We start from the raw sequence: 26,537 nt of genomic DNA, 5'->3' as shown, positions 1-26,537 counted from the left end.
AAGGCTGCTAAGGTCGTTAACAGTGCAGTAAGAACTGAATGCCTCGCATGGACCGATCAATGGAACCTACTCTCAACGATATCGACGAGATGATCGTGCACGAGAAGATGCAGGCCGCTCTGGAACACCAGAACGAGGCCTGGGCGGACGGCATGGCTGATGGTATCGAACCGGAAATCATCGCCGATGCGGCCATTGCGCTCGCCTTGCGCGAGACGGTCCGCGTCCATGGCGAGCGGGGCGCGGAAGCGCTACTCGATTCGCTTCGCGAGCGCCTGCTGGCTGGAGAATTCTCCCCCGAGCGCATCCTGCAATAGGCTGGAAAGACAGGTCATGCAGATGTCGGCTGACGGCAACAAGCTGCTTTTCAGCAGCGTCATCGCCTTGTCGGTGCTCTTCGCAACGACGACGCTCCTTGCGCCCGTGCGCCCGGCCTTCGCCCTCAGCGAGCTGAAGCACGAGCCGGGCGAGGTGCCGCAAAAGCCCGCCGACGGCGAAAAGCCGGCCGAGGAGGAAAAGCCCGCGCCGGCCGTCAAGGAAGAGGATGCCGCCCCGGTCGAACTGCCGCGGCCGGACCCGCTGATCCGCAACGACAAGGCGGTGACGGAACCGGCAGAAGAAACGCCGGCGACCACCGACAAGCCTGCGGAAGAGCCGCAGGCGCCCGTCGAGGTGCTCTACGATATCGACAAGGCGCCCGAGCCGGTGCGCCGCATGCGCCAGCTCATCGTCGAGGCCGCCGCCTCCGGCGACATCGAGCGCCTGCGTCCCCTGCTCGGCAAGGGCATGACCGAGACGCAGGTCTCCATGGTCGAAAGCGAGGACGGGCCGGTCGAGACGCTGAAGGGCCAGTCCGGCGATCCAGACGGCATCGAGATCCTCGCGATCCTGCTCGACGTGCTGGCGACGGGCTTCGCCCATGTCGGCCAGGGCACGGCGGACGAGATGTATGTCTGGCCCTATTTCGCCGAAAAGCCGCTCACGAGCCTGACGCCGCCGGAAAAGGTGGAGCTGCTGCGCATCGTCACGGCCGGCGACTATTCCGACATGCAGGAATTCGGCAGCTACAACTTCTACCGCGTCGGCATCACGCCGGACGGCCAGTGGAAGTTCTTCGTCACCGGCGAATAGTCCCCAGCGCGTCCAGCCACGCGTGACCGGGATGCACCCGGTCAAGGCATGCCCGCAGCCAGTCGCGCGCCGAAGCGTCCAGCTTCGGCAGCGCCCGGGCGAAATCGGCCTCGTCCTTGCCGCGCTGGTACTTCGCCTTGAAAAGCAGGACGATCTCCGGCGCGAGATGGGGGACGCCTCCTACACCCAGCCGGACGGCCTCTCTGCGCGGGCGGCGGATCGACGGATCGCGCTTGTAGATCCAGGTCCCGGGCGTGCCGTCCTCCAGCATCATGTCCACCCGCCAGCGGCGTGCAGCCCTGTCCTCGCACCAGACCTGCGCTATATCGGCCGGCGGCGCTTCGCCCTCCGCGAGCCGCCGCACCTTGCCGTCGCCCACCGCATGAAGGCGGACATCCGGCAAGGCCGCACGGAAGAGCGGAAAATCGGGCCGCAGCAGGGTGAATTCCAGATCCTCGTGCGGGCGCGTCCCGGCGCCGTGCCAGAGATCGAGCGCCCAGCCGCCGACGACGCACCAGGGCCGCGAGACGCCGGCGAGCCGGCGCGCGAGCTCGGCCGGGTGCCAGGCGGACCATGCATCATGGGCAAGCGGCGTTGTCGGGGCGGTCATCGTCGGGCCTCTCCTTGGGCGCCCTTCATACCCCTATCGCGCCGGCGGGCAAGAGCCCCGACCTTGCGAAAGCGGCTCAGCCGTTCTACCTCTGCATCAACGGGTGCGATGGTGCACCGCAGGCGCCGGCCTCGTCCGGCGCACGACAAATCTGGATCCGACCATGCCTTCCGTCACGCTTTCCGGCCGCGCCTTCCTCCGCATTTCCGGCAAGGATGCCGAAACCTTCCTGCAGACCCTGATCACCACCAATCTGCCCGACCTCAGGGAGAATGAAATCCGCCCCGGCGCGCTGCTGACGCCGCAGGGCAAGATCCTCTTCGACTTCCTGATCCGCCGCGACGGCCCGGACGCCTTCCTAATCGAGACGACGGAGGACCAGCGCGACGACCTCCTCAAGCGGCTGACCATGTACAAGCTGCGCGCGGCCGTCGACCTCGCGGCCGCCGAGGGCGACACGGTGACGGTCTCCTGGGACGCGGCGGAGGCCGGCGCGCCGCGCGACGTGCGCTTCGCCAAGGCGGGGCTCGACGTTTCCCGCCGCGCGAGCGGCGGCGGCAGCGATGATGCCGCGCTCTACGATGCGCTGCGCATTACTGCCGGCCTTCCCGAGGCCGGCAGCGACTATGCGCTTTCCGACGCCTTCCCGCATGACGTTCTGCTCGATCTCAGCGGCGGGCTTTCCTTCCGCGCGGGGTGCTATGTCGGGCAGGAGGTCGTCTCCCGCATGCAGCATCGCGGCACGGCCCGCCGCCGACCCGTCATCGTCACGGGCGAGGCGCCGCTTCCGGCGACGGGCACGGAGCTTCTGGCCGCCGGCAAGCCGGTCGGCACGCTCGGCAGCGTCTCCGGCGCGCTCGGCCTTGCCATCGCGCGCATCGACCGCGTGGCCGACGCCATCGCCGCCAGCACGCCGATCACGGCGGACGGCGCGCCCGTCACCGTCGCGCTTCCGGCATGGACCGGCCTCACCCTCCCCGAGCAGGCATCCGAGGTGCCGGCGCAATGAGCGGCGCGGCACGCCTGAAGACGGAGCCGCGCGCCTGGCAGCGCATGCTGTCCGGCCGCCGCCTCGATCTCCTCAACCCCTCGCCGCTCGACATCGAGCTGTCCGACATCGCCCACGGCCTTGCCCGCGTCGCCCGCTGGAACGGCCAGACCAACGGCGACCATGCCTTTTCGGTGGCGCAGCATTCGCTGGCCGTCGAGGCGATCTTCCGCCGCCAGAACCGGTGCGACGCCGGCGAGTGCCTGATGGCGCTGCTGCACGACGCGCCGGAATATGTGATCGGCGACATGATCTCGCCCTTCAAGGCCGTGGTCGGCGGCGGCTACAAGACGGTCGAGAAGCGACTGGAGGCCGCCGTGCACCTGCGCTTCGGCCTGCCGGCGGCAACGCCCGCGAGCCTGAAGGCGAAGATCAAGAAGGCCGACCAGGTCGCCGCCTTCTTCGAGGCGACCGAGCTTGCCGGCTTCTCCCATGCCGAGGCCGTGAAATTTTTCGGCGCGCCGCGCGGGATCACGCTCGACATGATCGAGATCGCGCCGGTGCCCGCCGTGGAGGCGCAAAGGCGCTTTTGCGAGCGCTTCGAGGCGCTGGAGCGCGAGCGCGGCCCCCTCGCCGCGGCGGTGTGAGCATGGGCACGATCGTCGTCGCCCCGCTCGGCCGGATCGCGGAGCTCGCCGTCCGCCACCGCTGCCGCGAGATGCTGAGCCTCGTCGCGCCGAAGCAGGACTTCCACCGACCGGCGGTAATCTCCGCCGGGCGCCACATGATCCTCGGCGTCAACGACATCGCCTTTGCCGGCACCGGCAATCTCGTGGCGCCCGGCGAGGAGCATGTGGCGGCGATCGTCGGCTTCGCGCGCGGCTGGGACCGGCAGGCGCCGCTTCTCGTCCATTGCATGATGGGCGTCTCGCGCTCGCCGGCCGCCGCGCTTATCGCCGCGCTCGCGGTGGCGCCGGACCAGGACGACCATGACCTCGCGCAGCGCCTGCGCCGCGCCTGCGCGCAGGCGACGCCGAATGCCCGGCTGGTGGCGATCGGCGACCATGTGCTCGGGCGGGGCGGAAGGCTCGTCGCGGCGGTGAAGGCCATCGGCCGCGGCGCGGATTATATCGGCGAAAGCCCGTTCTCCTTCTCCGCCCTTCCCGAGAGCCCAGAACCATGACGGAAAGCCGCGCCCGCCCCCCGGTCGAGATCGGCCTCAACGCGGCGGTCGTCGCGATTTCCGGGCGCAGCCCCTCCATCCTCGCCATCGGCGGCGACGGCGCCCACAAGCGCGACGCCCTGCCCTTCGGCCCCTTCGATCCGCACCAGCACCGCACCTTCGAGACGAGCCTGCGCGCCAGCGTGGAGGCGCAGACCGCGCTGAAGCTCGGCTATATCGAGCAGCTCTACACCTTCGGCGACCGCGGCCGGCAGAAAGCCCCCGACGAGGCCGGCACGCACATGGTCTCGGTCGGCTATCTCGCGCTGACGCGCACGGACGCCGAGGCGAACGAGCAGTTGGCGGAAGCCGGCGCCGCCTGGCGCGACTGGTACGCCTATCTTCCCTGGGAGGACTGGCGGCAGGGCCGGCCCGCCGTAATCGACCAGCTGATCCTGCCCGCCCTCAAGCAATGGAGCAGCGAGGCGGCCAATGCCGACCGCGCGACCCCGATGCCGACGCCGCGCGCGCGCATCCGCCTCGCCTTCGGCCTCGACGATTTCCCGTGGGACGAGGAGCGCGTGCTGGAGCGCTACGAGCTTCTCTACGAGGCCGGCCTTGCCGAGGAGGCGGTGACGGACGGCTGGGCGCGCGCCGGCCAGCCCTCGCCCGGCATCGCCATGCGCCACGACCATCGCCGCATCCTCGCGACGGCGATGGCGCGCCTGCGCGGCAAGATTAAATACCGCCCGGTCATCTTCGAGCTGATGGCGCCGGAATTCACGCTGACCGAGCTCCAGGCGACCGTCGAGGCGATCTCCGGCCGGCACCTGCACAAGCAGAACTTCCGCCGGCTCGTCGAAGGGGCCGAGCTGGTGGAGCCGACCGGCTCTTCCACCAGCGCGACGGGTGGCCGGCCCGCCGCCCTCTTCCGCTTCCGCCGCCGCATCTTCGAGGAGCGCCCGGCGCCCGGCCTCAAGGTCGGGATGCGCTAAATCGGAACTTCTTTCCCTCCCTGCCATTTCGCCATCGATATCAACGGTGGGAAAAGGGTTTATGGAACGACAGGCAACCGACATCATCGTCGCGACGCGAGCTGCGCTGACGCAGGCGAGCGCGCTCGCCGTGCAATATTCCTTCTCCATTCTCGGCGCGCTGTTGCTGCTGCTGCTCGGCTGGTTCCTGTCGCGGCTGCTGCACCGCTGGGCGCTTTCCGGGCTCTCGCATGTGCGGGGCATCGACATGACGCTGGCGCATTTCTTCGCCAATGTGCTGCGCTATGCAGTGCTCATCCTCGTCTTCGTGACGGCGCTCGGCCAGTTCGGCGTGCAGACGGCCTCGATCATCGCGGCGCTCGGCGCGGCGGGCCTCGCCATCGGCCTTGCGCTGCAGGGCACGCTGCAGAACATCGCGGCCGGCATCATGCTGCTGGTGCTGCGCCCGTTCCGGGTCGGTGAATATATCGAGACCAAGGATGTCACCGGCACGATCACCGAAATCGGCCTCTTCGCCACGGAGCTGAGGACGAGCGACGGCCTCTATCGCCTCGCGCCCAATTCCACGCTCTGGAACACGCCGGTCACCAATTTCAGCCGCGAGCGCACCCGCAAGCACGACCTCCAGGTGACCATCCCGAACGACCGGGACATCGATGACGAGATCGACCGCCTGCTGACCATCGCGCGCGAGGAACCCGCCATCGAATCGGCGCCGCCGCCGCAGGTCTTCGTCGACAGCCTCGCGGAAAACGCCGCCATACTGACGCTGCGCTACTGGGTGCCGACGCCGCAATGGTTCAGGACGACGCGGGAGATGAATCGCCGCGTGCGCATCGCCTTCGGGCAGAGCCTGCCGGAGCCGCGCGCAGAGGCGGCCCCGGCCGAATAGCTACTTGATGACGGCGCAGGCGAGCCGGTCTCCGGCCCCGCCGGCCGGGCCGGTGCGGTAATCGTCCGAGCCGGCATGGACGACCAGCGCGCGTCCGCGAATGCCGCGCTCGGCGTCGTCGAGGCGCACCAGGGTCGAATAGACCTGCGCGCGCAGCACGCCGTCGTCGGCGACATACTGGTTGGGAAGGTCGCCGGCATGCGGGCCGTCGGCGGCAAGGAAGCCGTGCTCCTTCTCATCCGGGTTGAAATGGCCGCCCGCCGATTCGTGGCCGCCGCTCGGGTCGCAGGCGCCGGTCTCGTGGATATGCAGCGCCACCCATTTGCGCGGCGTCAGGCCCGAGATCTCCACCTCGAACAGCACGCCGTCGTTTCCGGCCGTCAGGTGCGCCCGGCCGGTTTCAGTGCCGGCGCGGCTGAGGAAATTGGCCTCGGCCGTGCTCTTCGTCTGCTGCGCGAGGGCCGGGGCGCCGAGCGCCGCGAGTGTGCCCGCCGCGACGGCGAGCCCAAGGATCTTGTTCATGATGCGTCCTTCCGGTTGGTTTTCACCTGAAACCGGAACGCATCCTGCCTTGGGGTGTTCCCGCGCTCAGCGCAGCACGACGTCGAGGCCGATATCGAGCGTCGGGGCGGCCATGGTGATCTTGGACGTCGAGATATAGTCGACGCCGGTCTCGGCGATGGCACGGATCGTCGAAAGGTTCACGTTGCCGGAGGCCTCGAGCTTCACGCGGCGCGGGTCTGCCGCATAGGCCGCGTCGGCAAGGCCCGCCTGGTCGCGGTTGATCTCAACGGCGCGGCGCAGGAGCTCCGGCCCCATATTGTCGAGGAGGATCACGTCGGGCTTCGCTTCCAGCGCCTCCTCCAGCTCCGCAAGGTTCGTCACCTCCACCTCGACCTTGACGAGATGGCCGGCGAAGGCCCGCGCGGCGCGGATGGCCCCGGCAACGCCGCCGGCGACGGCGATGTGGTTGTCCTTGATGAGGATCGCGTCGTCGAGCCCGTAGCGGTGCGAGGAGCCGCCGCCCATGCGCACGGCATATTTCTCCAGCGCCCGGAGGCCGGGAATGGTCTTGCGCGTGCAGCAGACCTTGGCCGGCGTGTGGGCGATCTCGCGGGCGAAGCGCGCCGTGTAGGAGGCGACGCCGCTCAGATGCATGAGGAAGTTGAGCGCCACGCGCTCGGCGGACAGCACGGCGCGGGCCGGGCCAGAGACCCTGGCGATCACCGTGCCCGGCGAAAGCGTGTCGCCGTCCTTCACGAAGGCCTCGAAGCGGATGGCGGAATCCATCAGGCGGAAGGCGGCACGGGCGAGATCGAGGCCGGCGACGACGCCGTCCTCGCGGATGTTCAGTTCGGCGGTCGCCGTCATGTCGGGCGCGATGGTCGCCTGGCTGGTGATGTCGCCGGCCCGGCCGAGATCCTCGCCAAGCGCCGCGCGCACCTGCTCCTCCACCATCAGCGGCGAGAGGACGGGGAGATAGGGGGTGGTCATGGCTGCTTGTCCCGTTTCATTGCGTCTCAAACGGCGGCGTCAGGCCGCCGCCGTTTGCGAAAGCTCGGCGACCACCTTCTCGGCGTCGGCGAGCGTGAGGAAGGTGCGGTGCTTCCAGTTCGCCTTCTGCTCGGGGAAATCCGAGCGGAAATGGCCGCCCCGGCTTTCCTCGCGCAGCCAGGCGCCGACGGCGATGAGCTTTGCCGTGGTGACGATATTGTGGAAGCGCATGCGGCTGTTCTCGCGCTCCAGCGTGGCGATCTCGCGGATGGCGGACGCAAGGCCCTCGTGGTTGCGGATGACGCCGACCTGGTCGCTCATGACATGGCGCAGGCGCGTGAGCGCGGGGCTATCCTCGATGGTGACGAGGTCGTCGCTCTCGCCGGCATTCTTGCCCCAGTCGTTGATCTTCGGCTCCGGCAGCATGCCCTTGATGTTCTCCGCGATTCGGGCGGCGAAGACGACGGCCTCGAGCAGCGAGTTGGAGGCGAGCCGGTTCGCGCCATGGACGCCGGTGGAGGTGACCTCGCCGGCGGCCCACAGGCCGTCGATGGAGGTGCGGCCCTCGGCATCCGTCAGCACGCCGCCCATGTGGTAGTGCACGGCGGGCACGACGGGGATCGGCTGGCTGACCGGATCGATGCCGGCGGCGATGCAGGAGGCATAGACCGTCGGGAACATGTCGGGGAAATGCGCGCCGACGGCCTTGGTGCAATCGAGGAAGGCGCCGCGGCCGGCCTGCACCTCGGCGAAGACGCCGCGCGAGACGATGTCGCGCGGGGCCAATTCGCCGTCCGCGTGGATATCCAGCATGAAACGATGGCCGGCGGAATTGACGAGATGCGCCCCGTCGCCGCGCAGCGCCTCGGTGGCGAGCGGGGCGGGATCGCGGCCGATATTGATGGCCGTCGGGTGGAACTGCACGAATTCCGGGTCGGCGATGATGGCGCCGGCGCGGGCGGCCATGCCGACGCCCTGTCCGCAGGCCTCCCACGGATTGGTGGTGACGGCGAAGAGATGGCCGACGCCGCCCGAGCAGAGCACCACGGCGCGGGCGGGGAAATGCACGCGGTTCTTCGACTGGCCGGCATCCGGCCGGGCGACGACGCCGGAGATGAAGCGGCCCTCGCGCACCAGCTCCTCGACGACATAGCCTTCCAGCACGCGGATTGACGGCGTGTTGCGCACGGCCGCGATCAGCGCCTCCATGATGGCCTTGCCGGCCATGTCGCCCTTGACGCGCACGATGCGGCGCTCGGAATGGGCGGCCTCGCGCGAAAGCAGGAGCTTGCCTTCGAGGTCGCGGTCGAAGGGCACGCCGTATTCGAGCAGGTCATGAATGCGCGCCGGGCCTTCGGAGACCATGAAGCGCGCCATCTTCTCGTCGACGATGCCGGCGCCCGCCTCCAGCGTGTCGGCAACGTGCTTGTCGAAGGTGTCGCCGGGGCTCATCGCCGCCGCGATGCCGCCCTGCGCCCAGGCGGAGGACGCGCCCTGCCCGATGGGCGCGGCGGCAAGGATGGTGACGGGACGCGGCGCGAGCTTCAGCGCGCAGAACAGGCCCGCAAGCCCGCCGCCGACGATGACGATATCGTCGATGCCGTTCCACGATTGCGGGCGGAAACTTTCCATGGGCATTTGTCTTTCCTCCGACGTGCACCAGACTGTTCTCCCCCCTTGTGGGGGAGATATCACGAAGTGACAGAGGGGGGTGGCGGCCCGCACTGGCGAGGAGGCTCACCCCCCTCTGCCCTGCCGGGCATCTCCCCCACAAGGGGGGAGATCGAAAACCGCACCGTCCGCGCTCTGCCTTCCGCGATCAGAAAGCCAGCCACGCTACTGCTTCAAGTTCACCATCCGCTCGACGGCAAGGCGCGCCCGATCGGCGATCGCCGGATCGACCAGAACCTCCTCCGTCATGTTCACCAGGCTGTCGAGGATCTTCGGCAGCGTGATGCGCTTCATGTGCGGACAGAGGTTGCACGGCTTGACGAAATCGACGCCGGGAAGCTCGGCCTGGATGTTGGAGGCCATGGAGCATTCGGTGACGAGCAGCACGCGCGCGGGGCGGTTGTCCTTCACATAGTTGATCATGCCCGCCGTCGAGCCGGCGAAATCGCAGACGGCGATGACGTCCGGGTGGCATTCCGGATGGCCGATGATCTCGATGCCGGGATGGGCTTCCTTGTAGGCGAGCAGTTCCTTCGGGGTGAAACGCTCGTGCACCTCGCAATGGCCCTTCCAGGTGAGGATCTTCTTGTTGGTCTGCTTGGCGACGTTCATCGCGAGGTATTCGTCCGGGATGCAGAGGACGGTGTCGCTCTCCAGGCTCTCGATCACGGCCAGCACGTTGGACGAGGTGCAGCAGATGTCCGTCTCCGCCTTCACGTCGGCCGAGGTGTTGACGTAGGTGACGACCGGCACGCCGGGATAACGCTGCTTGAGCAGGCGCACATCCGCGCCGGTGATCGATTCCGACAGCGAGCAGCCGGCGCGAGCATCCGGAATGAGGACGGTCTTTTCCGGGTTCAGCAGCTTGGAGGTCTCGGCCATGAAGTGCACGCCGCACTGGATGATGATCTCGGCGTCGACCCTGGTGGCGTCGCGGGCAAGCTGGAGCGAATCGCCGACGATGTCGGCGACGCAGTGGAAGATTTCCGGCGTCTGGTAATTATGCGCGAGGATGACCGCGCCGCGCTCCTTCTTCAGCCGGTTGATGGCGGCGACATAGGGCGCGTAGACCGGCCATTCGAAGGCGGGGATGAACTGTTTGACCTTCTCGTAGAGGTGCTCGGTCTCGCGGGCGATCTCGGGCGTGAAGGTGAGGTCCGGTTTCTCGGCGACGCCGAAGCGCTCCGCGGCGGTCAGCGGACGTGCGGCTTCGGCCTCCACTGCATGCTGGGCCAGAACGGTCATGGAACCCTCCTCCTCCGCCGGTTCCGGCGGCTTCGCCATTTTGCTCATATTGAGCATAACAGCTGTAAAACAAAACCGGCATTGGCCGGTGGTTCAGATTTAGAAACTTTTATGACGCTTTGCAAGGCGCGCCGCCCGAATTCCTTCGGGCGGCGCGTGATGAGTTTCAGGCCATCGCCGGGCGGGCGACGCCCTTCTCCTCGATCGGCCAGTGCACGATCGCTGCAAAGATACCGAGCGCGACGCCCAGCCACCACACCGGATCGTAGGTGCCGAAATGGTCGTAGAGATAGCCGCCCATCCACACGCCGAGGAACGAGCCGACCTGGTGCGACAGGAAGACGATGCCGCCGAGCAGGCCGAGATGCTTCGTGCCGAACATGATGGCGACGAGGCCGTTGGTCGGCGGCACGGTGGAGAGCCAGAGCAGGCCCATCACCACGGCAAAAATGATGACGGAGGCCGGCGACTTCGGCAGGAGGATGAAGGCCGAGACCGCAACCGAGCGGGCAAGGTAGATATAGGCGAGGAAATAGGGCTTCGAATAACGCTGGCCGATGAAGCCGGCGGCCAGCGAGCCGATGACGTTGAAGAAGCCGATCAGCGCCAGCGCGATCACCGCATAGCGCGCATCGATGCCGATATCGCCGAGATAGGCCGGGAAATGCGCGGTGATGAAGGCGACCTGATAGCCGCAGACGAAGAAGCCGGCGGTGAGCAGAAGATAGCTGCGATGGCCGAGCGCCTCCTTCAGCGCCTCGCCAATGGTCTGCTTGTAGTCGCTGGCGGCGGTGATGCCGGAGGAGGAATTGCCGCGCAGCGGAATGCCGAGGAGCGGCACGAGAAGCATCATGACGCCGAGCCAGACGAGGCTGTCAGACCAGCCGAAGGCGCTGATCAGACCCTGCGAGAGCGGCGCGAAGAGGAACATGCCGGCCGAGCCCGCCGCCGTGCAGATGCCGAAGGCCATGGAGCGCTGGTCCGGCGTGACGTTGCGGGCGAAGGCGGAGAGCAGGATGCCGAAGGAGCCGGCCCCGACGCCGAGCCCGACCAGCACGCCGCCGCCGACATGCAGCCAGAGCGGCGAGGTGCCGAGCGACATCAGGAAAAGGCCGAGCGCATAGACGAGGCCCGAGACGAGCAGCACGCGCCAGGTGCCGAACTTGTCGGCGATGGCGCCGAAGAAGGGCTGGCTGACGCCCCAGGCGAGGTTCTGCAAGGCCATGGCGAGGCCGAAGGTCGTGCGGTCCCAGCCGGTATCCTGCAGCATCGGAAGCTGGAAGAAACCCATCGCCGAGCGCGGGCCGAAGGTGAGCACGGCGATCAGCGAACCGGCGACGATGATGAGCCAGGGCATCGGCCGGCTCGCGGCCGGAGCCGTAACGGTGGTGACGGACATGGTGGTCTCCAGATAGGGATACGGACCCTACCCGCCACCATCGATGAACGAAAGCGAATTTAATTGAGCGAACGATCAACCAGGTTGATGGAAGGGCCGCGGCGGGCGGGGTTCACGCCCGCACCTTGAGCGGCCAGCGCTCGGCGCGCGTGGCCTTCACCTCCACGGCATCGCCGAGGCGGATGTCGCCCTCGCCGCGCGGCACGGCGTTCCAGCCGAAGAGGACGCCGGGCACGCGGCGGTCGGCCGACATGCGCTTTTCCGCAAGGCCCTGGATCGGGTTGCCGCCGATGCGCTCGCCGGTCGTCTGGTCCTGTGTGATCATGATGCAGCGGGCGCAGGGTTTGACGAGATCGAAGGTCACGCCGCCGATCTCGATGGTTTCCCAGAAATCCTCCTGCCAGGGCTCCTCGCAGGTCACGAGGATATTGGTGCGGAAGCGGTCCATGCCGACCGGCTCCTGCCCCTTGGCGACGAGCGTGCGATTGAGATCGGCCAGCGAGCCCGTCGTGGTGACGAGGACGGGAAAGCCGTCCGCAAAACGCACCGGCACCGGGTTGCCCGCCCATTCCTCGCCCTCGGCGCGGTGGGCCGCCGCATCCATGTGCACCAGCTTCACGGGGCGGGCGAACCAGTCCGACAGCGCCTCGTTCACCGCCTCGTCGGCCACCGCGGCATTGACGGGCGTATCCCAGATCGTCACGTCGAGGCGGTCTTCCGGCTCGAAGCTCGCGAAGAGCTGGCGGCCTTCCATCTCCAGATGCAGGCTTCCGCCGACCGGCGTCGCCTCGACGCGGGCCAGCATCTGGAGCTCGCGCTGAGTGATGCAGCGGCCGTCCGGTTCGACGATCATGAAGCGCCGGTCGCCGGCAAGGCCGTCGAGGCGCACGGACGCGCTCTCGACGGGAATGGCCCGACCGCTCTTCAGCGGATAGATATTCAGAGCCTCGACCTTCATGGGGCGACCTTTCCTGAAACTTCGATTCAACGCCTTGCCGGATCGATTCAATCCGGCGGCACAAAAGCATGTTTTCGCTCAGATTTCATCCAGGAGCATGTCGCGGATCGCGCGCAGGCGCTCCGTGCGGGCCTTGGCCATGCGCGCGCCCGCCGCCGTCCGGAAGCCATCGGCCAGCCGGAAGAGCTTCACCTCGAAATGGTCGATGGCGAAAGCCTTGTCGTCGAGGGGGCGGTGCTCAGCGAGCGGATCCAGCGGATCGTAGAGGCCGCTGCCCATGCGGCCCGCGATATAGAAGCAGCGCGCCGCGCCGACCATCCCGATGGCGTCCAACCGGTCGGCGTCCTGCAGGATTTTCGCCTCCAGCGTCTCCGGCGGGATATCGGCGGAGAAGCTGTGCGTGAGGACGGCATGGGCGACGGCGGCGACATCCGCCTCGCTCCATCCCTCGGCGGCAAGCAGGCCCGCGGCCTTTTCGGCGGCGAGGCGCGAGGCCTGCCGGCGCAGCGGCGAATTCTTCTCCACCGCCACGCAATCGTGCAGCAGCACGGCGGCGGCGAGGAGCCGGAGGTCCCCGCCCTCCTCCGCCTGGATGCGCCGGGCGCTCTTCCACACGCGGATGAGATGGGCGGCGTCGTGCGAACCGTCGTCGGCGGCAAAGGCCTGCGGCAGCAGGCGTCCGGCAAGGTCCCCGAGGGGCGAGAAGGCGGCGGCGAGGCAGGTGAAGGACATGGGCACCCCGAAAAAGACTGCCCGAGACCTATCCCGTCAGGACGATGCGTTCAATTCCACCTTTTCGTCCGTCCCGGCCTTTCCCGAGAGGATCTTCTGGTAGAACAGGCCGATGCCGATCAGCACCGCGCCGAGGCCAATGAAGGAAAGCGCCCGCAGGATGCCTTCGAGGTTCGACATGTCGATGAGGAAGACCTTGACGACGGCGATCAGCACGAGGCCGGCGGAGGCAAGGCGGATGCTCTTGGAATCGAACTTCGAACCGACGGCGAGCAGCGCCACGCCGAGCAGCAGCCAGACGACCGAATAGGTATAGGTCTCCGGCTGGAGGAAGCCCTTCCAGTCGGCGATGCCCTCGCCGTGCCAGTAGCGGCGGACGGAGAGCGTGACCCAGGCGAAGGCGAGCGCGACGCCGGTGAGCGCCAGCATGATGACATAGGGCAGCGGCCGGCGGTTCCGCGCATACCAGGCAAGCCCGCCATAGGCGATGCCGGGAATGAGATAGCCGATCAGCAAGAGGTCGAAGAAGGGCCACCTTCCGAGTAGCTCGCCGGTGAAATAGGGATTGAGCCCGATGAAATGGGCGCTCAGCACCGAAAGGACCGAGAGCCCGCCGACCGCCATGGAGCCATAGCGGAAGACCGGGCTCGGCGACTTGAGGTCGAGCGACATCATGGTCGCCGAGGCGCCAATGACCAGCAGCGTGTAGATCGCCTGCTCGCCGAGCGTCGGCACGGAGCTGTCGAGCACGCCGCCATTCATGCCGTGGCGCACGAGGATCGCGGCGGTCAGCAGCAGGAAGAGGCTGGCGAGCGCCTGGAGGAGATTGCGGATGCGCATATCCGGCCAGCGGCGCAGTTCGAAGGCCGAAAGGGCAAGCAGCGCGGCCGGAATGCCGTAGCCGGCGAGAAGCTGGTTGAAGACCGGTACCTTCGAAAGGTTCGCGGCGCCGACGATAGTCGGTTCCCAGGCGATGCGGCCGGCGACGACGAGGGCCGCGCCCGCCATCAGCCAGGGCAGCACCGGCCAGCGGCGAAGGCGCGTGGCGAAGACGGCGGCGGCGCCAAGCAGCGCGATGCCGAGCGTGGTGGCAAGGCCGTCCGTCAGCGCATGCAGCGCCAGGACGAGGAAGGCGAAGCCCCCGGCGGCGAGCGCCCATTGCGGGACGAAGACGCCGTCCGTCTCCTGCCTTTCGCGCGAGAACGCCTCGGCGGCACCGAGGAAGACGAGGCCGAGGACGACGGCGAGAAGGCCGTGCTTCAGGTCGAAGGAAAGATTGCCGAAGGTGAGGAAGCTGATGGCGAGGATCGCCAGCGGCACGACCGGCGCGAGCAGGCTCCAGATCGCGGCGAAGAGATCGGAGCCGGCAAGGCGCAGGCGCACCGCCGCAAGGCCGACGGCCGCATAGGCGACGGCAAGCGCCAGCAGCAGGCCGACCGGCACCGAGCCGAGGACGGGAACCGGCAGGGTCGCGCCGTCGAGCGTCGGCGGGGCGATCACGCCGAGCGTGTCGATGAACAGGCCGACCGGCATGGCAGACATCGCCACGGTGCCGGCCACCGCGCCGACGGCGGAGAAGACGGCCGGATAGATCGCCCAGCCGCGCAGGGCGCCGAGCAGCGCAAGCGCGAGGACGATGGCGACGAAGCCGTAATCGGCAGCGGCAACCAGGGGCACCTTGCCGGCGAGTATCAGCGCCGGGAAGAGCATGGCGAGCGCGCCGGTCAGCGACACCGCGACGGCGGGCGGGGCGAAGAGGCGGTCGAGCGGATCGGCGGAGGACGCGCCCGTCGGTGCGGGCATCTCCTCGGCGGTGATGCCGCCCGGCCAGAGCAGGCCATGGCCGAGGGCGAGCACGAGCATGGCGAGCAGCACCGGCATCACCTCGACCGTGTCGGCCTGCGAGAGATAGAGCAAGGCCCAGAGGGCCATGCCGACATTGGCGAGCGCCGGCACGACCTGCCAGCGGCGGATGCGCGAGGCGGCGAAGGTGGCAAGCCAGGCGATGCCGAGGAAGCCGAAGAGGCCCCACGGGTTCGGCTCGCTGGTCGAGACCAGCGCGGGCGCCAGCAGCGAGGCGAGCAGGCCGAGGCCGGCCAGCGCCTGCCCGTGCAGCAGCGAAAGGCCGATGGTGGCGAAGGAGACGGCGGCAAGCAGCACGAAGGCGGCCGGCGCGCCGAGATAGGCATAGAAGGCATAGGCGACATAGGTCACGGCGAAGAGCGTGATGGCGCCCGCCGCCGTCAGCACGCCGGGGATCATGGCGTTCTGGAAGGCATTGGCGATGAGCGGCTGGGTGCGGCGGCGCACGAATTCGCCGGCCGCCATCAGCACGAGGCCGAAGAGCGCCGCGAGCGACAGCCGCACGGCGGGGCTGAGAAGCCCCGCCTCGATGGAATACTTGACCATGAAGATGCCGCCGAGCGCGAGCGCGATGCCGCCGACCCAGACGGCCCAGCGCGCGCCGATGCGGCTCTCGAAGCTTTCCTTCGGCCTTGCCGACGCGGCGGCAGGCACGGCGGCGGCCTCTTCCGCCGTCTCGCTCGCGGCCACGGCATCGGCCGGCACGGCGGGCGTATCGCCGCCGAAGATGGAGCGGCCCTTGCCGGCCTCGTCCGCCTGCGCCGCCGCCCAGGGGCTGGGGAAGCCCTCCTCCTCTGCCGGCGGCTCGGGCAGCTCTTCCGTCGCGGCTTCAGCCGTCTCTTCGGCGGGGACTGCCGCTGCAAGGGGCACGCCGCCCGCCTTCAGGGCCTCGACCTCCTGCCGGAGGCGCATCACCTCATCGCCGAGTTTCTGCGCGCTGTTGCGCGAGGCATTGAGGGTATAGAGCGCCAGGCCAAAGGCGACGAGGACGAGTATTTCAAGCATTGCGACTCCAGAACGGCACTGTCCGGGCGGAACACTACCCGGTTTTTCTCAAACGCCAAACGTGGTTACGTTTCAGGCAGGCGATCTCTTCGCCGCTCAGCGCATCAGATTTTCGATGGGGAAGATAGCGCAGGTTTCCGTGCCGTGGGCGAGCAGCTTGCCCTTGCCGTCGCGCAGCCACGCTTCCGACGTGGCGATGGTGCGGCCGCGATGGACGATCCGGCCCTCGCAGAACACCTCGCCCATGCCGGGCAGCACGGGGCGCACGAGGTTCAGCTTGAACTCGATGGTCGTATAGGCCTCGCCCGGCCTGACCGTCGAGAAGACGGCGCAGCCGAGCGCCGAATCCATCACCGTCGCCGTCCAGCCGCCATGCACCGTGCCGAGCGGGTTGAGGTGGTCGGCAGACGGCAGGCCGGCGAAGACGACGCGCCCCTCCTCCACCTCGGTCATGCTGAAGGCGAGAGTCCTTGCCATCGGCGGCGCGGGCAGATCGCGGGCAAGCATGGCCCGCAGCACCTTGAGGCCGCCGTCGCGCGCCACCACGTCGAGCGGCAGCGTGCCGATACCGGCAACCGCCATCCCCGGATAGATCTCGACCGTCATGCATGCACCTCCCTGCGTTCCCCGTCCTGCCGGCCGAGCGCCTTCAAGGCCGCCTGCACGAAGCCTTCGCGGGCGCTGGCAAGCTCCAGCCCGCGCGGCTCGCAGACATGGCGGTTGAGGAAGAAGGCGGTCAGGCGGAAACCGTCGGCGAGCGCGGCGGCATCGGCGGCGTGCCGGCTCTCGTCGCCGAGGAAGGCGGGCAGCGCCAGCATCTTGTCCGCCCAGGGCGCGCCCGCCGCGCGCGAGACGGCGCGGCCGGATTTCGGAGAGACGTAGCAGAGGTCCTCGCGGCTGCCGGTCGCCACGCATTCGAGGAGATCGAGGCCGAAACCGAGGTCGTTCAGCACGGCAAGCTCGAAGCGGATGAAGAGCTCGCCGGCATCGGCCGGCTCGTGCAGATGGTCGAGGATGACCGACAGCGCCTCGTAGAGATGGGGATGGGGATCGCGCTCCGGCAGGAAGCGCAGCAGCGCGGCCATGGCCTGCACGCCGTAGACGGCCGTCGCGGTCTCCATGAGGCGGCCGGCGCGCAGCTCCAACGGCTCGAGGCGGAACTCGCCGAGATGCTCGTCGAGCCGCGCGCGCCATGTCGCCTCGACCGAATTGCCCGGCTGGAGCACCGGCTGCATGGTGCGCGAGCGGCCGCCGCGCACCATGCCGAGATGCCGGCCGCGGCCACGCGTCATCACCTCGGCGATCACCGACGTCTCGCCGTGGCGCCGCACGCCCAGAACGATGGCTTCGTCACTCCATTGCATGGCAAAGCCTTACGCCCTCGGTGGGGCCGGAGCAAGCATGACACACGGTTGCCTTGCCCCTCACCCTGACCTTCTCCCCGCAAGCGGGGAGAGGGGACGTGCCCCACGCGACGTTGCAAGTTTGGGAAGACGGCACGGCATACCCCTTCGCCCCGCTTGCGGGGAGAAGGTGCCGGCAGGCGGATGAGGGGCAACCCCAAGCATGGGCGCGTGGCCATATCGCCACACCTAACCCTTTGCCACAGTTTCGCTTTCTTCTCGCCCTGCCGGCGCCGCCTTTGGCTTTATAGACCCCGGCCAAGGCCAAGAGGCCGCATTGCAGTTCCAGATACAGGTGCCCTTTCATGTGTGTGTCCCGCGCCCTCGCCCTTCTCGCCGTCGCCGCAACGCTTGCCGGCTGCGTCACCACCGCAAAGCCGGTGAGGAAGGGGCCGGACCCGATGCATGTCGCCATGTACGGGCCCCATCCGGAGGAGCGCTTCCCGCTGCCGGCGATGGACATCAGTCGGGTGAACCCGAAATATTTCCGCCAGCAGGTGGCCTACCAGACGATGGAGCCGGCCGGCACGATCGTCATCGATACGCAGAACCGCTTCCTCTACCTCGTGCAGAGCGACGGCATGGCGATGCGCTACGGCATCGGCGTCGGCAAGGCGGGACTGGAATTCGAGGGCGCGGCGCGCATCGGCCGCAAGGCGGAATGGCCGCGCTGGACGCCGACGCCCAGCATGATCAAGCGCGAGCCGGAACGGAACCTCAAATGGGCGAACGGCATGGAGCCGGGCCTGACCAATCCGCTCGGGCCGCGCGCGCTCTATCTCTACAAGGACGGCAAGGACACGCTGTTCCGCATCCACGGCACGTCCGAGCCGTGGTCGATCGGCAAGGCCGTGTCGAGCGGCTGCATCCGCCTCTTCAACCAGGACATCATCGACCTCTACGGCCGCGTGCCGAGCGGAACCCGCGTCGTCGTGCTGCAGCACCAGACGCCGGCGGACGAGGCGACGCCGGTGGCGGCCGCGAGCGACTTCGTGCCGCCTGCCGCCATCTAGGCCGGCTTTCAGAGGCGTCAGGTGAAATCCTGCTGCTCGGACGCGACGACGCCCTTCATCTCGCTCGGGTAATAGCCTTCGCGCAGGTTGATGCCGTATTCGACATAGGCCTTCATGCAGGCGAGCATCTGCGACCAGCCCTCGCAATTCATGTAGGAGGATTTCTGGCCGCGGGCATTCTCGCGCCAGCCGGTCTCGGCGATGGTCACCATCGTGCCGCCGTCGTCGAGCGGCTTGAAGCGAATCTCGACGCGCGTCTTGTAGGGCTCCTCCCCCTCCTCGACCATGGCGTCCCAGCGGAAGACGATGAGCGCGTCCTTCTCTACCCTGTCGACGATGACCGGGGCCATGCCCCACCATGTCACCGTCGTACCTTCGACGAGCGGCGCGCTCGCCCCGCCGAGCGTGGTGAAGTAGCCGCTCAGCTTCTTCGGATTGACCACAGCATCGAAAACCTCGGCGACCGGTTTGCCGATCCGGCCGTTCACGCGAAATTCCAGCGTCATGCCGTCCTCCTCGGGCGCGACCCGCCCTCCTCTCGATCTTGTACCCGGTCAAAATATGTTATAAAAACATAACATGTCAAGCGAATCGAAAGAGGATGCCGTCTTCAAGGCGCTCGCCAACGGCAAGAGGCGGCAGATGCTGGACGCGATCCGGGACGCGCCGCTGACGACCGGGGCGCTCTGCGAGCGATTTGCGGAGATGGACCGCTGCACGGTCATGCAGCACCTGAAGGTGCTGGAGGAGGCGGAGCTGATCATTCCGCGCCGCGAGGGCCGCGAGCGCTGGAACCATCTCAACGCCCTGCCGATCCAGGCGATCCACGACCGGTGGATCAGCCAATATGCCGGCCATGCGATGAACGTGCTTTCGGCGCTACGGGCCGACCTCGAAGGCTGAGGCGCCGCCCTTCGGCAGCGCCCCCAAGAAATCAGACCTCGGCGGCGATGCGGCCGATCTCGGCGATGACGGCATTGCGCTCGTCGCCGGAAATGCCGGGCATCTCGCAGAAGGCCGTGACGACGATCGCGCCGCGATCCGGCGACCAGGCGACGGCCACGTCATTGGCATTGCCGTGCCTGTCGCCGTTCGTGCCGGTCTTGTCGCCGGTCATCCAGTCCGCCGGGAAGCCGGCGCGCAGCCGCGTGTCGCCGGTCTTGTTCATCACCAGCCAGGCGGCGAGCTGCGCCCTGGACGGGGCGGAAAGCACGTCGGAGAAGACCAGCCGGCGCAGCGTTCCGGTCATGGCGAGCGGAGTCGTCGTGTCGCGCTCGTCGTCCGGCGCATCGTGGTAGTTGAGCTTGGGCTCGGTGCGGTCGAGGCGGGTCACCTCGTCGCCAAAGCCACGCAGGAACCGCGTCACCGCCTTCGGCCCGCCGGAGGCCGCAAGCAGCAGATTGGCGGCAGCATTGTCGCTGAGCGTGATCGCCGCCGCGCAGAGTTCGGCAATGGAGATCCCGTTGCCGCCGACGCGCTTCTCCACCACCGGCGCCCAGTCCACGAGGTCGGATTTCTTCACGACGATGCGGCGGTCGAGGTCCTCCTCCTTCCGGTCGACGCGGGCGAGGATGTGCCCCGCCAGCAGCGCCTTGAAGGTGCTGCACATCAGGAAGCGCTCGTCGGCCCGGTGGCCGAGCCGGGCGCCCGTCGCAAGATTATGTATGGCAACGCCGATGCGGCCCTTGTGGCGCCCTTCGAGCTCCGCAAGCCGCTTTTCCAGTTTCCCATCCCCGGCGGCCGCCGCGGTGCCGGCAAGCGCGGAGACCGCGGGAACGGCAAGGAGAGCGCCGGCAAGCGCCCGCCGGCGTGAAATCGTGATCGTCATCGTGTATTTTCCTGTCTTTCGGGCACCGGCGCGCCTTGCGCCGACGGCCCGTTCAGCTCGCCCACGCCGCGAATATGGCCAAGCGCAAGGGGCAGGACAAACGACGATTTCTGCCGTCAGCCATTAGGAAAATTTGGGCTAAAGCCTCTATTTCCGTTTCATCGCCTCGGCGAGCGCGGCGCCGAAAGCGCCCTGCGCGGGCGCCTGCTGCTTCGGCGCGGCCTGGCTGAACTTCGGCTTCATGCCGGCATTGCGGTCACCCCGCGGGGCATTGTCGCGGCCGGCCGGCGCGCCGCCGTCCTTGCGCATGGTGAGGCCGATGCGCTTGCGCGGCACGTCGACTTCCGTCACGCGCACCTTCACCACGTCGCCGGCCTTCACCACCTCATGCGGGTCCTTGACGAAACGGTCGGCGAGCTGGGAGACGTGCACGAGGCCGTCCTGGTGCACGCCGATATCGACGAAGGCGCCGAAGGCGGCGACATTCGTCACCGTGCCTTCCAGCAGCATGCCGACCTTGAGGTCTTTGATGTCGTCGACGCCGTCGGCGAAGGTCGCGGTCCGGAATTCAGGACGCGGGTCGCGGCCGGGCTTTTCGAGCTCGGCGAGGATGTCCCTGACGGTCGGCAGGCCGAAGCGTTCGTCGACGAAGACCTTCGGATCGAGCGCCTTCAGCGCCGCGCTGTCGCCCATCAGGGCGCGCAGGTCGCGCCCGCAGGCGGCGACGATCTTCTTGGCGACGCCATAGGCTTCCGGGTGCACGGAGGAGGCGTCGAGCGGCTCCTTGCCGTTGGGGATGCGCAGGAAGCCGGCGCATTGCTCGAAGGTGCGCGCGCCGAGGCGCGAAACCTTCATCAACTCCTTGCGGCTCTCGAAGGGGCCATTCGCGTCGCGATGTGCGACGATGGCCTCCGCCGAGGATTTGCCGAGACCGGAAACGCGGGCGAGCAGCGGCGCGGAGGCCGTGTTGAGGTCGACGCCGACGGCGTTCACCGCGTCCTCCACCACCGCATCCAGCGAGCGCGACAGCTTGCCCTGGTCGACGTCGTGCTGGTACTGGCCGACGCCGATCGATTTCGGCTCGATCTTCACCAGCTCCGCCAGCGGATCCTGCAGGCGGCGGGCGATGGAGACGGCCCCGCGCAGCGAGACGTCGAGGTTGGGGAATTCGGCGGCGGCCGTTTCCGAGGCGGAATAGACCGAGGCCCCGGCTTCCGAGACGATGACCTTGGTGGGCTTGGGCGCGGGAAGCTGGGCGAGCATGTCGGCCACCAGCTTCTCCGTCTCGCGGCTGCCCGTGCCGTTGCCGATGGCGATCAGCTCGACCCTGTGCTTACGGATAAGGCTTGCAAGCTCTGCCTGCGTGCCGCGCACGTCGTTCTTCGGCGGGAAGGGATAGACCGTCGTCGTCTCGACCACCTTGCCGGTATTGTCGACCACGGCGACCTTGACGCCGGTGCGGATGCCCGGATCGAGGCCCATCGTGGCGCGCGTGCCGGCGGGGGCGGCGAGCAGCAGGTCCTTGAGGTTTCGGGCGAAGACACGGATCGCCTCCTCTTCCGAGCGCTCGCGCATCTCGCGCATCAGGTCGAGCGAGAGCGACATGGAGAGCTTGACGCGCCAGGTCCAGCCGATCACATCGGCAAGCCACTTGTCGCCCGGCTTCGTCCCGACGGCATAGAAGGAGGCAACGATGCGCTCGACGGGCTTGACCGGCTCGATGCTGTCCTGGTCGACGACGATATCGACCGACAGGAACTCCTCGTTCCAGCCGCGCAGCATGGCGAGCGCGCGGTGGCCCGGCACGGTCGCCCAGCGCTCGGTATGATCGAAATAGTCGGAGAACTTGGCGCCCGCCTCCTGCTTGCCCTCCACGACGCGCGAGCGCAGGAAGGCGTTGTCCTTCATGTATTCGCGCAGGCGCTTCAGGAGATCGGCGTTTTCCGTCAGCTGCTCGGCGACGATGTCGCGCGCGCCTTCCAGCGCGGCCTTCACGTCCGGCACCTCGGCGGAAAGGAACCTTTCCGCAAGCTCGGCCGGCACCAGCGCGCGGTCGGCAAGGATTTGCTCGGCCAGCGGGCCGAGGCCACGCTCTCGGGCGATCTCCGCCTTGGTGCGGCGCTTCGGCTTGTAGGGGAGATAGATGTCTTCCAGTTCGGCCTTGGTGGTGACGGTGGCGATCTTGGCGGCCAATTCATCCGTCAGCTTGCCCTGCCCCGCGATGGAATCGAGGATCGAGGCGCGGCGGGCCTCCAGCTCGCGGAGATACGTCAACCGCTCGGAGAGCGTGCGCAGCTGCGTATCGTCGAGGCCGCCCGTCGCCTCCTTGCGGTAGCGGGCGATGAAGGGCACGGTCGCACCTTCGTCCAGCAATTCCACGGCGGCGGAGACCTGCGCGGAGGTCGCCTTGATCTCGGCGGCGATCAGGTTGGCGATCTTGAGCGGTGTCGGGGCCATGTCGAACTCCTCGTGATGGTGCGGGCGGCGACCATAGTGAGCGCATGGCGGCAGGCCAACCACCGGGCCTGCCGAGGCGGGCCACGTCCACAATATATCACCGTCCGCAGGGCGTTGCGCCGCCTCATCAGGGTTGAATGGACAAAAAAGGGGGCTTGGCGGTTGTAACCCTTCATAAAGCCTTGCCGACTATCCTGCCTTGCGTAACGGCAACGGGGCCTTCGGCATGCGCGGCGCATTTCTTGCAGCAGTCTCTCTGACGGCCATCGCCGCGGCCGCTCCAGCCCCCGCGGCGACGCTCAACCTCCTCATCTGGGAAGCCTATATCGACGAGCAGATCCTCGCCGATTTCACGGTCGAGACCGGCATCGAGGTGCGTCAGACCTTCTACGACAGCGGGGATGCCCGCGACGAGATCCTCTCCGACCCGAACAGCAATATCGACGTGGTCGTCACCAACGAGAACGGCGCGAAGCTCTACGGCAACCGCGGCATCATCATGGCGCTCGACCGCAAGAACGTGCCCGCTCTGAAGGACTTCGAGGAAAGCTGGACGAAGCGCTGCGGCGGCTATGGCGTGCCCTATCTCTGGGGCACGATGGGCATCCTCTACCGTTCCGACAAGATCACCGAGGCGCCCTCCTCCTGGGCGGACCTGATGAAGCCGGCGGAAAGCCTGCGCGGCCACATCGCCATGTACGACGACCATGCGGAAGCCTTCGTCGCGCCGCTCGTGCTGCTCGGCAAGTCGGTCAATGCCAACGACAACGAGACATTGAAGGCGGCTTTCGAACTGATGAAAGGGCAGCTTCCCTATGTGCTGACCTACGACTACGTCATCACCTCGATCCAGAACGCCGACAAGGGCCCGAAGATCTACATGGCGCTCGGCTACAGCGGCGACCAGTACACGCTGAACGGCAAGGTCAACGCGCCGGGCCTCTGGCGCTATGTCGTGCCGAAGGAGGGCACGCTCTCCTGGCTCGACTGCATCACCGTCAGCGAGCGCTCGCAGGACAAGGAGAACGCGCTGAGGCTGGTCGACTATATCAGCAATGCGAAGAACGGCGCGCGCAACGCCCTCAAGCTCAACATGCCCACCGCAAGCACGGCAGCGCTCGCGCTGCTGCCGCAAGACATCCGCTCCAATCCCGAAATCTATGCCGCACCGGAAATCCTGGCCAAGAGCCAGCTTCAGGAGGAACTGACCGTTCAATCGGTCCAGGCCCGCCGCCGCATCATCAGCAGTCTGGCCCAACTCAGTGACGCTCGGTAAACGCGCCCTCGCCCTCATCTTCCCGGTCGTGCTGGCGGGCTACGTGCTCGCGGCCTCCCTTATCTATTATGTCCAGGGCTCCGCGATCCTCGGGCTGGAGCGCGCGCGCCTCTGGCAGCAGATGGGCCTGCTCACCGCGCTCTTCCAGAACGAGGTGACGCAGAACCGCAGCCTCATCTATTCGCTCGTCGCCGGCGACACCGTGCGCCTCTTCGTCGACGAGCCGGATGCGGGCTATCGCAGCACGGCGCTCGGCGTGCGCCTGCAGCAGAGCATCACCTCGCTTTCCGACGACCGCAAGAAGTTCATCTCGGTCGCGATCATCCGCCCGCCGCTGACGGTCGACTATTATTACGAGGACAGCGCCGATCCGTTCGCCGAGATCACGCCGCAGCAGCTCGCCCATGCCCGCCAGGTCATCGCGAGCCCGCGCCTTTCGTCCTGGGCCTATCTCGACACGGCCGGCATCGAGCCGCTGATCGTGCATTCCGAATTCATCGATCCCCTGACCTTCAACCGGCCGGTCGCCAGCGCCAAGAACCGCGCGATCCTCGTGCAGACCGCCGTGCGGCCCAATGCCTTCCTCGAGATGAAGCGCACGCTCGAAAAGGAATATGGCGCGGCGATCGAGATCGGGCAGCACCAGTTCCTGGCACAGGGCGCGCTCTCGGCCACCGCGACGCTCGGCCCCTCGCTTTTCGCGCGTCTCACGCCGCAGCCCGCCTTCCTCGAAAACCGGCTGGGGACGCTGAAGAGCCTGCTCGCGCTCGGCGCCATCGCGCTCAGCCTCTGCACCATCGGCCTCGTGCTGCTGCTCGTGCGGCGTTACATCACCAATCCCATCGCGCGGCTCGACCGCCAGCTCACCGACGTCATGACCGGCAGCCGCAGCGGGCTCCTCGAAATGGACGAGGCCGGCGAGATCGGCCGCCTTTCGGCCAATGTCAAACGGCTGCACGACCATTCCATGCAGTCCTTCGACCTCGTGCAGAACGCCTCCTGGACGGATACGCTGACCGGCATTTCCAACCGCGAATATTTCAACATCCGTTCCACGCAGCTTCTGGAAGAGGCCGAGGAAGCCGGCCTCGGCTGCACGCTGCTCTTCATCGACGTCGACAACTTCAAGTTCGTCAACGACAAGCACGGCCACAAGATCGGCGACGAGCTCCTGAAAACGCTTGCCGACCGCATCTCGGCCATCGTCGCCCGCATCGTCACGGACCGCGCCCTGCCGGACGGCCTCTTCGCCCGCCTTTCCGGCGACGAATTCGCCATCATGCTGCGCTGTCAGCCGGGTGTCGGCACGATCAGCGAGATGGCGGGCGACATCCTCTCGCTCTTCGCGGAAGGCTTCGAGGTTCTGGACAAGGCCTATCCGGTGACGGCGAGCATCGGCATCGCCGTCTATCCGGAAGACGCCCATACCCTGCCGGAGCTGATCGCCAATGCCGATGCGGCCATGTACCAGGCGAAATCCCAGGGCAAGAACGGCTCGGCGCGCTATTCGCGCTCGCTGCACGAAAAGCGCACCCGCCAGCGCCGCATCGAGGAGGAGCTGCGCGTCCTCAATCCCGACGAGGAATTCCACCTCGTCTACATGCCCATCGTCGACGGCCACGGCCGCGTGACGGGCTGCGAGGCGCTGCTGCGCTGGACCTCGCCCGCGCTCGGTCGCGTAACGCCGGACGAGTTCATTCCGATCGCGGAGACCACCGGCCTCTTCAGCAAGATCGACTGGTGGGTGATCGACCGGGCCATGGCTGACCATGGCCGGATCCGCAAGCTCTTCGGCGCCGAGACGATCCTCTGCATCAACATCTCGTCGGCGGAACTCTACACGAAGTCGATCAGCGACCATTTCTGCGACTGCGCCGACCGGCACGGCGTCGATGCGCGGCTCATCGAGATCGAGCTGACGGAAACCTTCGCGGTGAAGCTCGGCGAGCAGTCGCGCCGCAATATCGAGATCCTGCGCAGCCGCGGCTTCCGCATCTCCATCGACGATTTCGGGGCGGGCTATACGTCGGTGCAGCAGATCATCGAATATCCGGCCGAGACCATCAAGCTCGACCGGGAACTCGTCGAAAGCCTCACCCGCTCGGCGGCCCTGCCGACGCTGCGGGCGCTCGTCGCGCTATGCCATGCGCAGGACATGTCGGTGATCGCCGAGGGCGTCGATACGACCGAGAAGATGACGCTGCTCGCCGCGGCCGGCTGCGACCTCTACCAGGGCTACCTGATCAGCCGCCCCCTCACCCTTGAGGACCTCGGCATCTGGGCCATGCAGCGGCTCATCGACAAGGCGCGCGAGGGCACGCAGAAGCCCGAACGACGCGCTCGGGCGTAGCCGATACCCCCTCTGCCTGCCGGCATCTCCCCCACAAGGGGGGAGAAGGAGGAGGCTTGCTCACC

25 protein-coding genes are annotated in these 26,537 nt (G+C 67.6%); 11 read left to right on the top strand and 14 right to left on the bottom strand.

Going from position 1 to position 26,537, the window contains the following annotated elements:
* Window positions 1–47 precede the first annotated feature (47 nt).
* Both ACZ1A1_RS19125 and ACZ1A1_RS19120 read left to right on the top strand, forming a co-directional pair.
* Window positions 48–317 (top strand): hypothetical protein, encoded by a 270-nt coding sequence (locus tag ACZ1A1_RS19125; protein ID WP_119258816.1) that lies wholly within the window; start codon window positions 48–50, stop codon window positions 315–317.
* A 16-nt stretch (window positions 318–333) separates the two neighbouring features.
* Entirely contained in the window at window positions 334–1,131 is a 798-nt protein-coding gene (locus ACZ1A1_RS19120; protein WP_463621163.1) for a hypothetical protein, read from the top strand.
* Here the strand turns inward: ACZ1A1_RS19120 and ACZ1A1_RS19115 are convergent.
* The gene (locus ACZ1A1_RS19115; RefSeq protein WP_463621162.1) at window positions 1,118–1,741 is read right to left on the bottom strand and encodes an amino acid transporter; all 624 of its coding nucleotides are present in this window, start codon (window positions 1,739–1,741) and stop codon (window positions 1,118–1,120) included. The genes ACZ1A1_RS19120 and ACZ1A1_RS19115 overlap by 14 nt on opposite strands.
* A gap of 163 nt (window positions 1,742–1,904) precedes the next feature.
* Between ACZ1A1_RS19115 and ygfZ the strand changes: the two genes are divergently transcribed.
* The 5 genes from ygfZ to ACZ1A1_RS19090 all read left to right on the top strand — a co-directional run bounded on the left by ygfZ (window position 1,905) and on the right by ACZ1A1_RS19090 (window position 5,778).
* Complete coding sequence (gene ygfZ, locus ACZ1A1_RS19110; RefSeq protein WP_463621161.1) at window positions 1,905–2,750, top strand: CAF17-like 4Fe-4S cluster assembly/insertion protein YgfZ; 846 nt, start codon at window positions 1,905–1,907, stop codon at window positions 2,748–2,750.
* On the top strand, window positions 2,747–3,376 hold the full coding sequence (locus ACZ1A1_RS19105) for a YfbR-like 5'-deoxynucleotidase (protein WP_463621160.1): 630 nt from the start codon (window positions 2,747–2,749) through the stop codon (window positions 3,374–3,376). Before ygfZ ends, ACZ1A1_RS19105 begins: the two co-directional genes overlap by 4 nt.
* A 2-nt stretch (window positions 3,377–3,378) precedes the next feature.
* Window positions 3,379–3,912, top strand: coding sequence for a tyrosine phosphatase family protein (locus ACZ1A1_RS19100; RefSeq protein WP_463621158.1), 534 nt, complete (start codon window positions 3,379–3,381; stop codon window positions 3,910–3,912).
* Window positions 3,909–4,886 carry an NUDIX hydrolase gene (locus ACZ1A1_RS19095; RefSeq protein WP_313195811.1) on the top strand — a complete coding sequence of 326 codons (978 nt, stop codon included), beginning with the start codon at window positions 3,909–3,911 and terminating at the stop codon, window positions 4,884–4,886. The genes ACZ1A1_RS19100 and ACZ1A1_RS19095 overlap by 4 nt, the downstream gene beginning before the upstream one ends.
* 61 nt (window positions 4,887–4,947) lie before the next feature.
* Window positions 4,948–5,778, top strand: coding sequence for a mechanosensitive ion channel family protein (locus ACZ1A1_RS19090; protein ID WP_463621157.1), 831 nt, complete (start codon window positions 4,948–4,950; stop codon window positions 5,776–5,778).
* Here the strand turns inward: ACZ1A1_RS19090 and ACZ1A1_RS19085 are convergent, their stop codons facing one another.
* The 10 genes from ACZ1A1_RS19085 to recO form a co-directional block, all read right to left on the bottom strand.
* A complete protein-coding gene (locus ACZ1A1_RS19085; protein ID WP_463621156.1) occupies window positions 5,779–6,300 on the bottom strand; it encodes a superoxide dismutase family protein in 522 nt (173 codons plus the stop codon).
* 66 nt (window positions 6,301–6,366) lie between these two features.
* Complete coding sequence (gene nadC, locus ACZ1A1_RS19080) at window positions 6,367–7,272, bottom strand: carboxylating nicotinate-nucleotide diphosphorylase (protein ID WP_463621155.1); 906 nt, start codon at window positions 7,270–7,272, stop codon at window positions 6,367–6,369.
* A gap of 39 nt (window positions 7,273–7,311) precedes the next feature.
* Complete coding sequence (locus ACZ1A1_RS19075; RefSeq protein WP_463621154.1) at window positions 7,312–8,910, bottom strand: L-aspartate oxidase; 1,599 nt, start codon at window positions 8,908–8,910, stop codon at window positions 7,312–7,314.
* Window positions 8,911–9,108: 198 nt separating this feature from the next.
* A complete protein-coding gene (nadA, locus tag ACZ1A1_RS19070) occupies window positions 9,109–10,188 on the bottom strand; it encodes a quinolinate synthase NadA (RefSeq protein ID WP_463621153.1) in 1,080 nt (359 codons plus the stop codon).
* 166 nt (window positions 10,189–10,354) lie between these two features.
* The gene (locus ACZ1A1_RS19065) at window positions 10,355–11,587 is read right to left on the bottom strand and encodes an MFS transporter (RefSeq protein ID WP_463621152.1); all 1,233 of its coding nucleotides are present in this window, start codon (window positions 11,585–11,587) and stop codon (window positions 10,355–10,357) included.
* Window positions 11,588–11,699: 112 nt separating this feature from the next.
* Window positions 11,700–12,545: an MOSC domain-containing protein gene (locus tag ACZ1A1_RS19060; protein ID WP_463621151.1), complete on the bottom strand. Its 846-nt coding sequence runs from the start codon at window positions 12,543–12,545 to the stop codon at window positions 11,700–11,702.
* Window positions 12,546–12,623: 78 nt separating this feature from the next.
* Window positions 12,624–13,277 (bottom strand): HD domain-containing protein, encoded by a 654-nt coding sequence (locus tag ACZ1A1_RS19055; protein ID WP_415213194.1) that lies wholly within the window; start codon window positions 13,275–13,277, stop codon window positions 12,624–12,626.
* 36 nt (window positions 13,278–13,313) lie between these two features.
* A complete protein-coding gene (locus ACZ1A1_RS19050; RefSeq protein ID WP_463621149.1) occupies window positions 13,314–16,145 on the bottom strand; it encodes a DUF2339 domain-containing protein in 2,832 nt (943 codons plus the stop codon).
* Between the two features lie 96 nt (window positions 16,146–16,241).
* Window positions 16,242–16,751, bottom strand: coding sequence for a PaaI family thioesterase (locus ACZ1A1_RS19045; RefSeq protein WP_463621148.1), 510 nt, complete (start codon window positions 16,749–16,751; stop codon window positions 16,242–16,244).
* Window positions 16,748–17,509, bottom strand: coding sequence for a DNA repair protein RecO (gene recO, locus ACZ1A1_RS19040; protein WP_463621147.1), 762 nt, complete (start codon window positions 17,507–17,509; stop codon window positions 16,748–16,750). The genes ACZ1A1_RS19045 and recO overlap by 4 nt, the downstream gene beginning before the upstream one ends.
* Window positions 17,510–17,853: 344 nt before the next feature.
* Between recO and ACZ1A1_RS19035 the strand changes: the two genes are divergently transcribed.
* Complete coding sequence (locus ACZ1A1_RS19035) at window positions 17,854–18,561, top strand: L,D-transpeptidase (protein ID WP_463621146.1); 708 nt, start codon at window positions 17,854–17,856, stop codon at window positions 18,559–18,561.
* A gap of 17 nt (window positions 18,562–18,578) precedes the next feature.
* On the opposite strand, the gene ACZ1A1_RS19030 is transcribed toward ACZ1A1_RS19035, so the two are convergent.
* Window positions 18,579–19,067 carry an SRPBCC domain-containing protein gene (locus ACZ1A1_RS19030; protein ID WP_463621145.1) on the bottom strand — a complete coding sequence of 163 codons (489 nt, stop codon included), beginning with the start codon at window positions 19,065–19,067 and terminating at the stop codon, window positions 18,579–18,581.
* A gap of 73 nt (window positions 19,068–19,140) precedes the next feature.
* Between ACZ1A1_RS19030 and ACZ1A1_RS19025 the strand changes: the two genes are divergently transcribed.
* On the top strand, window positions 19,141–19,464 hold the full coding sequence (locus tag ACZ1A1_RS19025) for an ArsR/SmtB family transcription factor (RefSeq protein ID WP_463621144.1): 324 nt from the start codon (window positions 19,141–19,143) through the stop codon (window positions 19,462–19,464).
* A gap of 31 nt (window positions 19,465–19,495) precedes the next feature.
* Here ACZ1A1_RS19025 and bla read toward each other — a convergent pair whose 3' ends face one another.
* Both bla and ACZ1A1_RS19015 read right to left on the bottom strand, forming a co-directional pair.
* Window positions 19,496–20,389, bottom strand: a complete 894-nt coding sequence (gene bla / locus ACZ1A1_RS19020) for a BKC/GPC family carbapenem-hydrolyzing class A beta-lactamase (RefSeq protein WP_463621143.1) — start codon at window positions 20,387–20,389, stop codon at window positions 19,496–19,498.
* 147 nt (window positions 20,390–20,536) lie between these two features.
* Complete coding sequence (locus ACZ1A1_RS19015) at window positions 20,537–22,846, bottom strand: Tex family protein (RefSeq protein ID WP_463621142.1); 2,310 nt, start codon at window positions 22,844–22,846, stop codon at window positions 20,537–20,539.
* Window positions 22,847–23,072: 226 nt separating this feature from the next.
* On the opposite strand from ACZ1A1_RS19015, the gene ACZ1A1_RS19010 reads away from it, so the two are divergent.
* Together ACZ1A1_RS19010 and ACZ1A1_RS19005 are read left to right on the top strand one after the other, a co-directional pair.
* Window positions 23,073–24,122: a polyamine ABC transporter substrate-binding protein gene (locus ACZ1A1_RS19010; protein WP_415213185.1), complete on the top strand. Its 1,050-nt coding sequence runs from the start codon at window positions 23,073–23,075 to the stop codon at window positions 24,120–24,122.
* Window positions 24,109–26,472 carry a putative bifunctional diguanylate cyclase/phosphodiesterase gene (locus ACZ1A1_RS19005; protein WP_463621141.1) on the top strand — a complete coding sequence of 788 codons (2,364 nt, stop codon included), beginning with the start codon at window positions 24,109–24,111 and terminating at the stop codon, window positions 26,470–26,472. Before ACZ1A1_RS19010 ends, ACZ1A1_RS19005 begins: the two co-directional genes overlap by 14 nt.
* The last annotated feature ends 65 nt before the right edge of the window (window positions 26,473–26,537 follow it).

Source organism: Shinella sp. R2-11, assembly GCF_055330205.1.
This window is presented reverse-complemented; position numbering and strand designations above follow the sequence as displayed.

What these genes read in the sequence shown, in the direction of transcription:
- recO (WP_463621147.1), bottom strand. Translation starts at nt 17,509, where the DNA reads ATGCAATGGAGTGACGAAGCCATCGTTCTGGGCGTGCGGCGCCACGGC.
- ACZ1A1_RS19030 (WP_463621145.1), bottom strand. Translation starts at nt 19,067, where the DNA reads ATGACGCTGGAATTTCGCGTGAACGGCCGGATCGGCAAACCGGTCGCC.
- ACZ1A1_RS19035 (WP_463621146.1), top strand. Translation starts at nt 17,854, where the DNA reads ATGTGTGTGTCCCGCGCCCTCGCCCTTCTCGCCGTCGCCGCAACGCTT.
- ACZ1A1_RS19055 (WP_415213194.1), bottom strand. Translation starts at nt 13,277, where the DNA reads ATGTCCTTCACCTGCCTCGCCGCCGCCTTCTCGCCCCTCGGGGACCTT.
- ACZ1A1_RS19085 (WP_463621156.1), bottom strand. Translation starts at nt 6,300, where the DNA reads ATGAACAAGATCCTTGGGCTCGCCGTCGCGGCGGGCACACTCGCGGCG.
- ACZ1A1_RS19025 (WP_463621144.1), top strand. Translation starts at nt 19,141, where the DNA reads ATGTCAAGCGAATCGAAAGAGGATGCCGTCTTCAAGGCGCTCGCCAAC.
- ACZ1A1_RS19050 (WP_463621149.1), bottom strand. Translation starts at nt 16,145, where the DNA reads ATGCTTGAAATACTCGTCCTCGTCGCCTTTGGCCTGGCGCTCTATACC.
- ACZ1A1_RS19045 (WP_463621148.1), bottom strand. Translation starts at nt 16,751, where the DNA reads ATGACGGTCGAGATCTATCCGGGGATGGCGGTTGCCGGTATCGGCACG.
- ACZ1A1_RS19115 (WP_463621162.1), bottom strand. Translation starts at nt 1,741, where the DNA reads ATGACCGCCCCGACAACGCCGCTTGCCCATGATGCATGGTCCGCCTGG.
- ACZ1A1_RS19015 (WP_463621142.1), bottom strand. Translation starts at nt 22,846, where the DNA reads ATGGCCCCGACACCGCTCAAGATCGCCAACCTGATCGCCGCCGAGATC.
- ACZ1A1_RS19010 (WP_415213185.1), top strand. Translation starts at nt 23,073, where the DNA reads ATGCGCGGCGCATTTCTTGCAGCAGTCTCTCTGACGGCCATCGCCGCG.
- ACZ1A1_RS19125 (WP_119258816.1), top strand. Translation starts at nt 48, where the DNA reads ATGGACCGATCAATGGAACCTACTCTCAACGATATCGACGAGATGATC.
- nadA (WP_463621153.1), bottom strand. Translation starts at nt 10,188, where the DNA reads ATGACCGTTCTGGCCCAGCATGCAGTGGAGGCCGAAGCCGCACGTCCG.
- ACZ1A1_RS19120 (WP_463621163.1), top strand. Translation starts at nt 334, where the DNA reads ATGCAGATGTCGGCTGACGGCAACAAGCTGCTTTTCAGCAGCGTCATC.
- ACZ1A1_RS19060 (WP_463621151.1), bottom strand. Translation starts at nt 12,545, where the DNA reads ATGAAGGTCGAGGCTCTGAATATCTATCCGCTGAAGAGCGGTCGGGCC.
- nadC (WP_463621155.1), bottom strand. Translation starts at nt 7,272, where the DNA reads ATGACCACCCCCTATCTCCCCGTCCTCTCGCCGCTGATGGTGGAGGAG.
- ACZ1A1_RS19100 (WP_463621158.1), top strand. Translation starts at nt 3,379, where the DNA reads ATGGGCACGATCGTCGTCGCCCCGCTCGGCCGGATCGCGGAGCTCGCC.
- ygfZ (WP_463621161.1), top strand. Translation starts at nt 1,905, where the DNA reads ATGCCTTCCGTCACGCTTTCCGGCCGCGCCTTCCTCCGCATTTCCGGC.
- ACZ1A1_RS19095 (WP_313195811.1), top strand. Translation starts at nt 3,909, where the DNA reads ATGACGGAAAGCCGCGCCCGCCCCCCGGTCGAGATCGGCCTCAACGCG.
- ACZ1A1_RS19065 (WP_463621152.1), bottom strand. Translation starts at nt 11,587, where the DNA reads ATGTCCGTCACCACCGTTACGGCTCCGGCCGCGAGCCGGCCGATGCCC.
- ACZ1A1_RS19090 (WP_463621157.1), top strand. Translation starts at nt 4,948, where the DNA reads ATGGAACGACAGGCAACCGACATCATCGTCGCGACGCGAGCTGCGCTG.
- bla (WP_463621143.1), bottom strand. Translation starts at nt 20,389, where the DNA reads ATGACGATCACGATTTCACGCCGGCGGGCGCTTGCCGGCGCTCTCCTT.
- ACZ1A1_RS19075 (WP_463621154.1), bottom strand. Translation starts at nt 8,910, where the DNA reads ATGCCCATGGAAAGTTTCCGCCCGCAATCGTGGAACGGCATCGACGAT.
- ACZ1A1_RS19105 (WP_463621160.1), top strand. Translation starts at nt 2,747, where the DNA reads ATGAGCGGCGCGGCACGCCTGAAGACGGAGCCGCGCGCCTGGCAGCGC.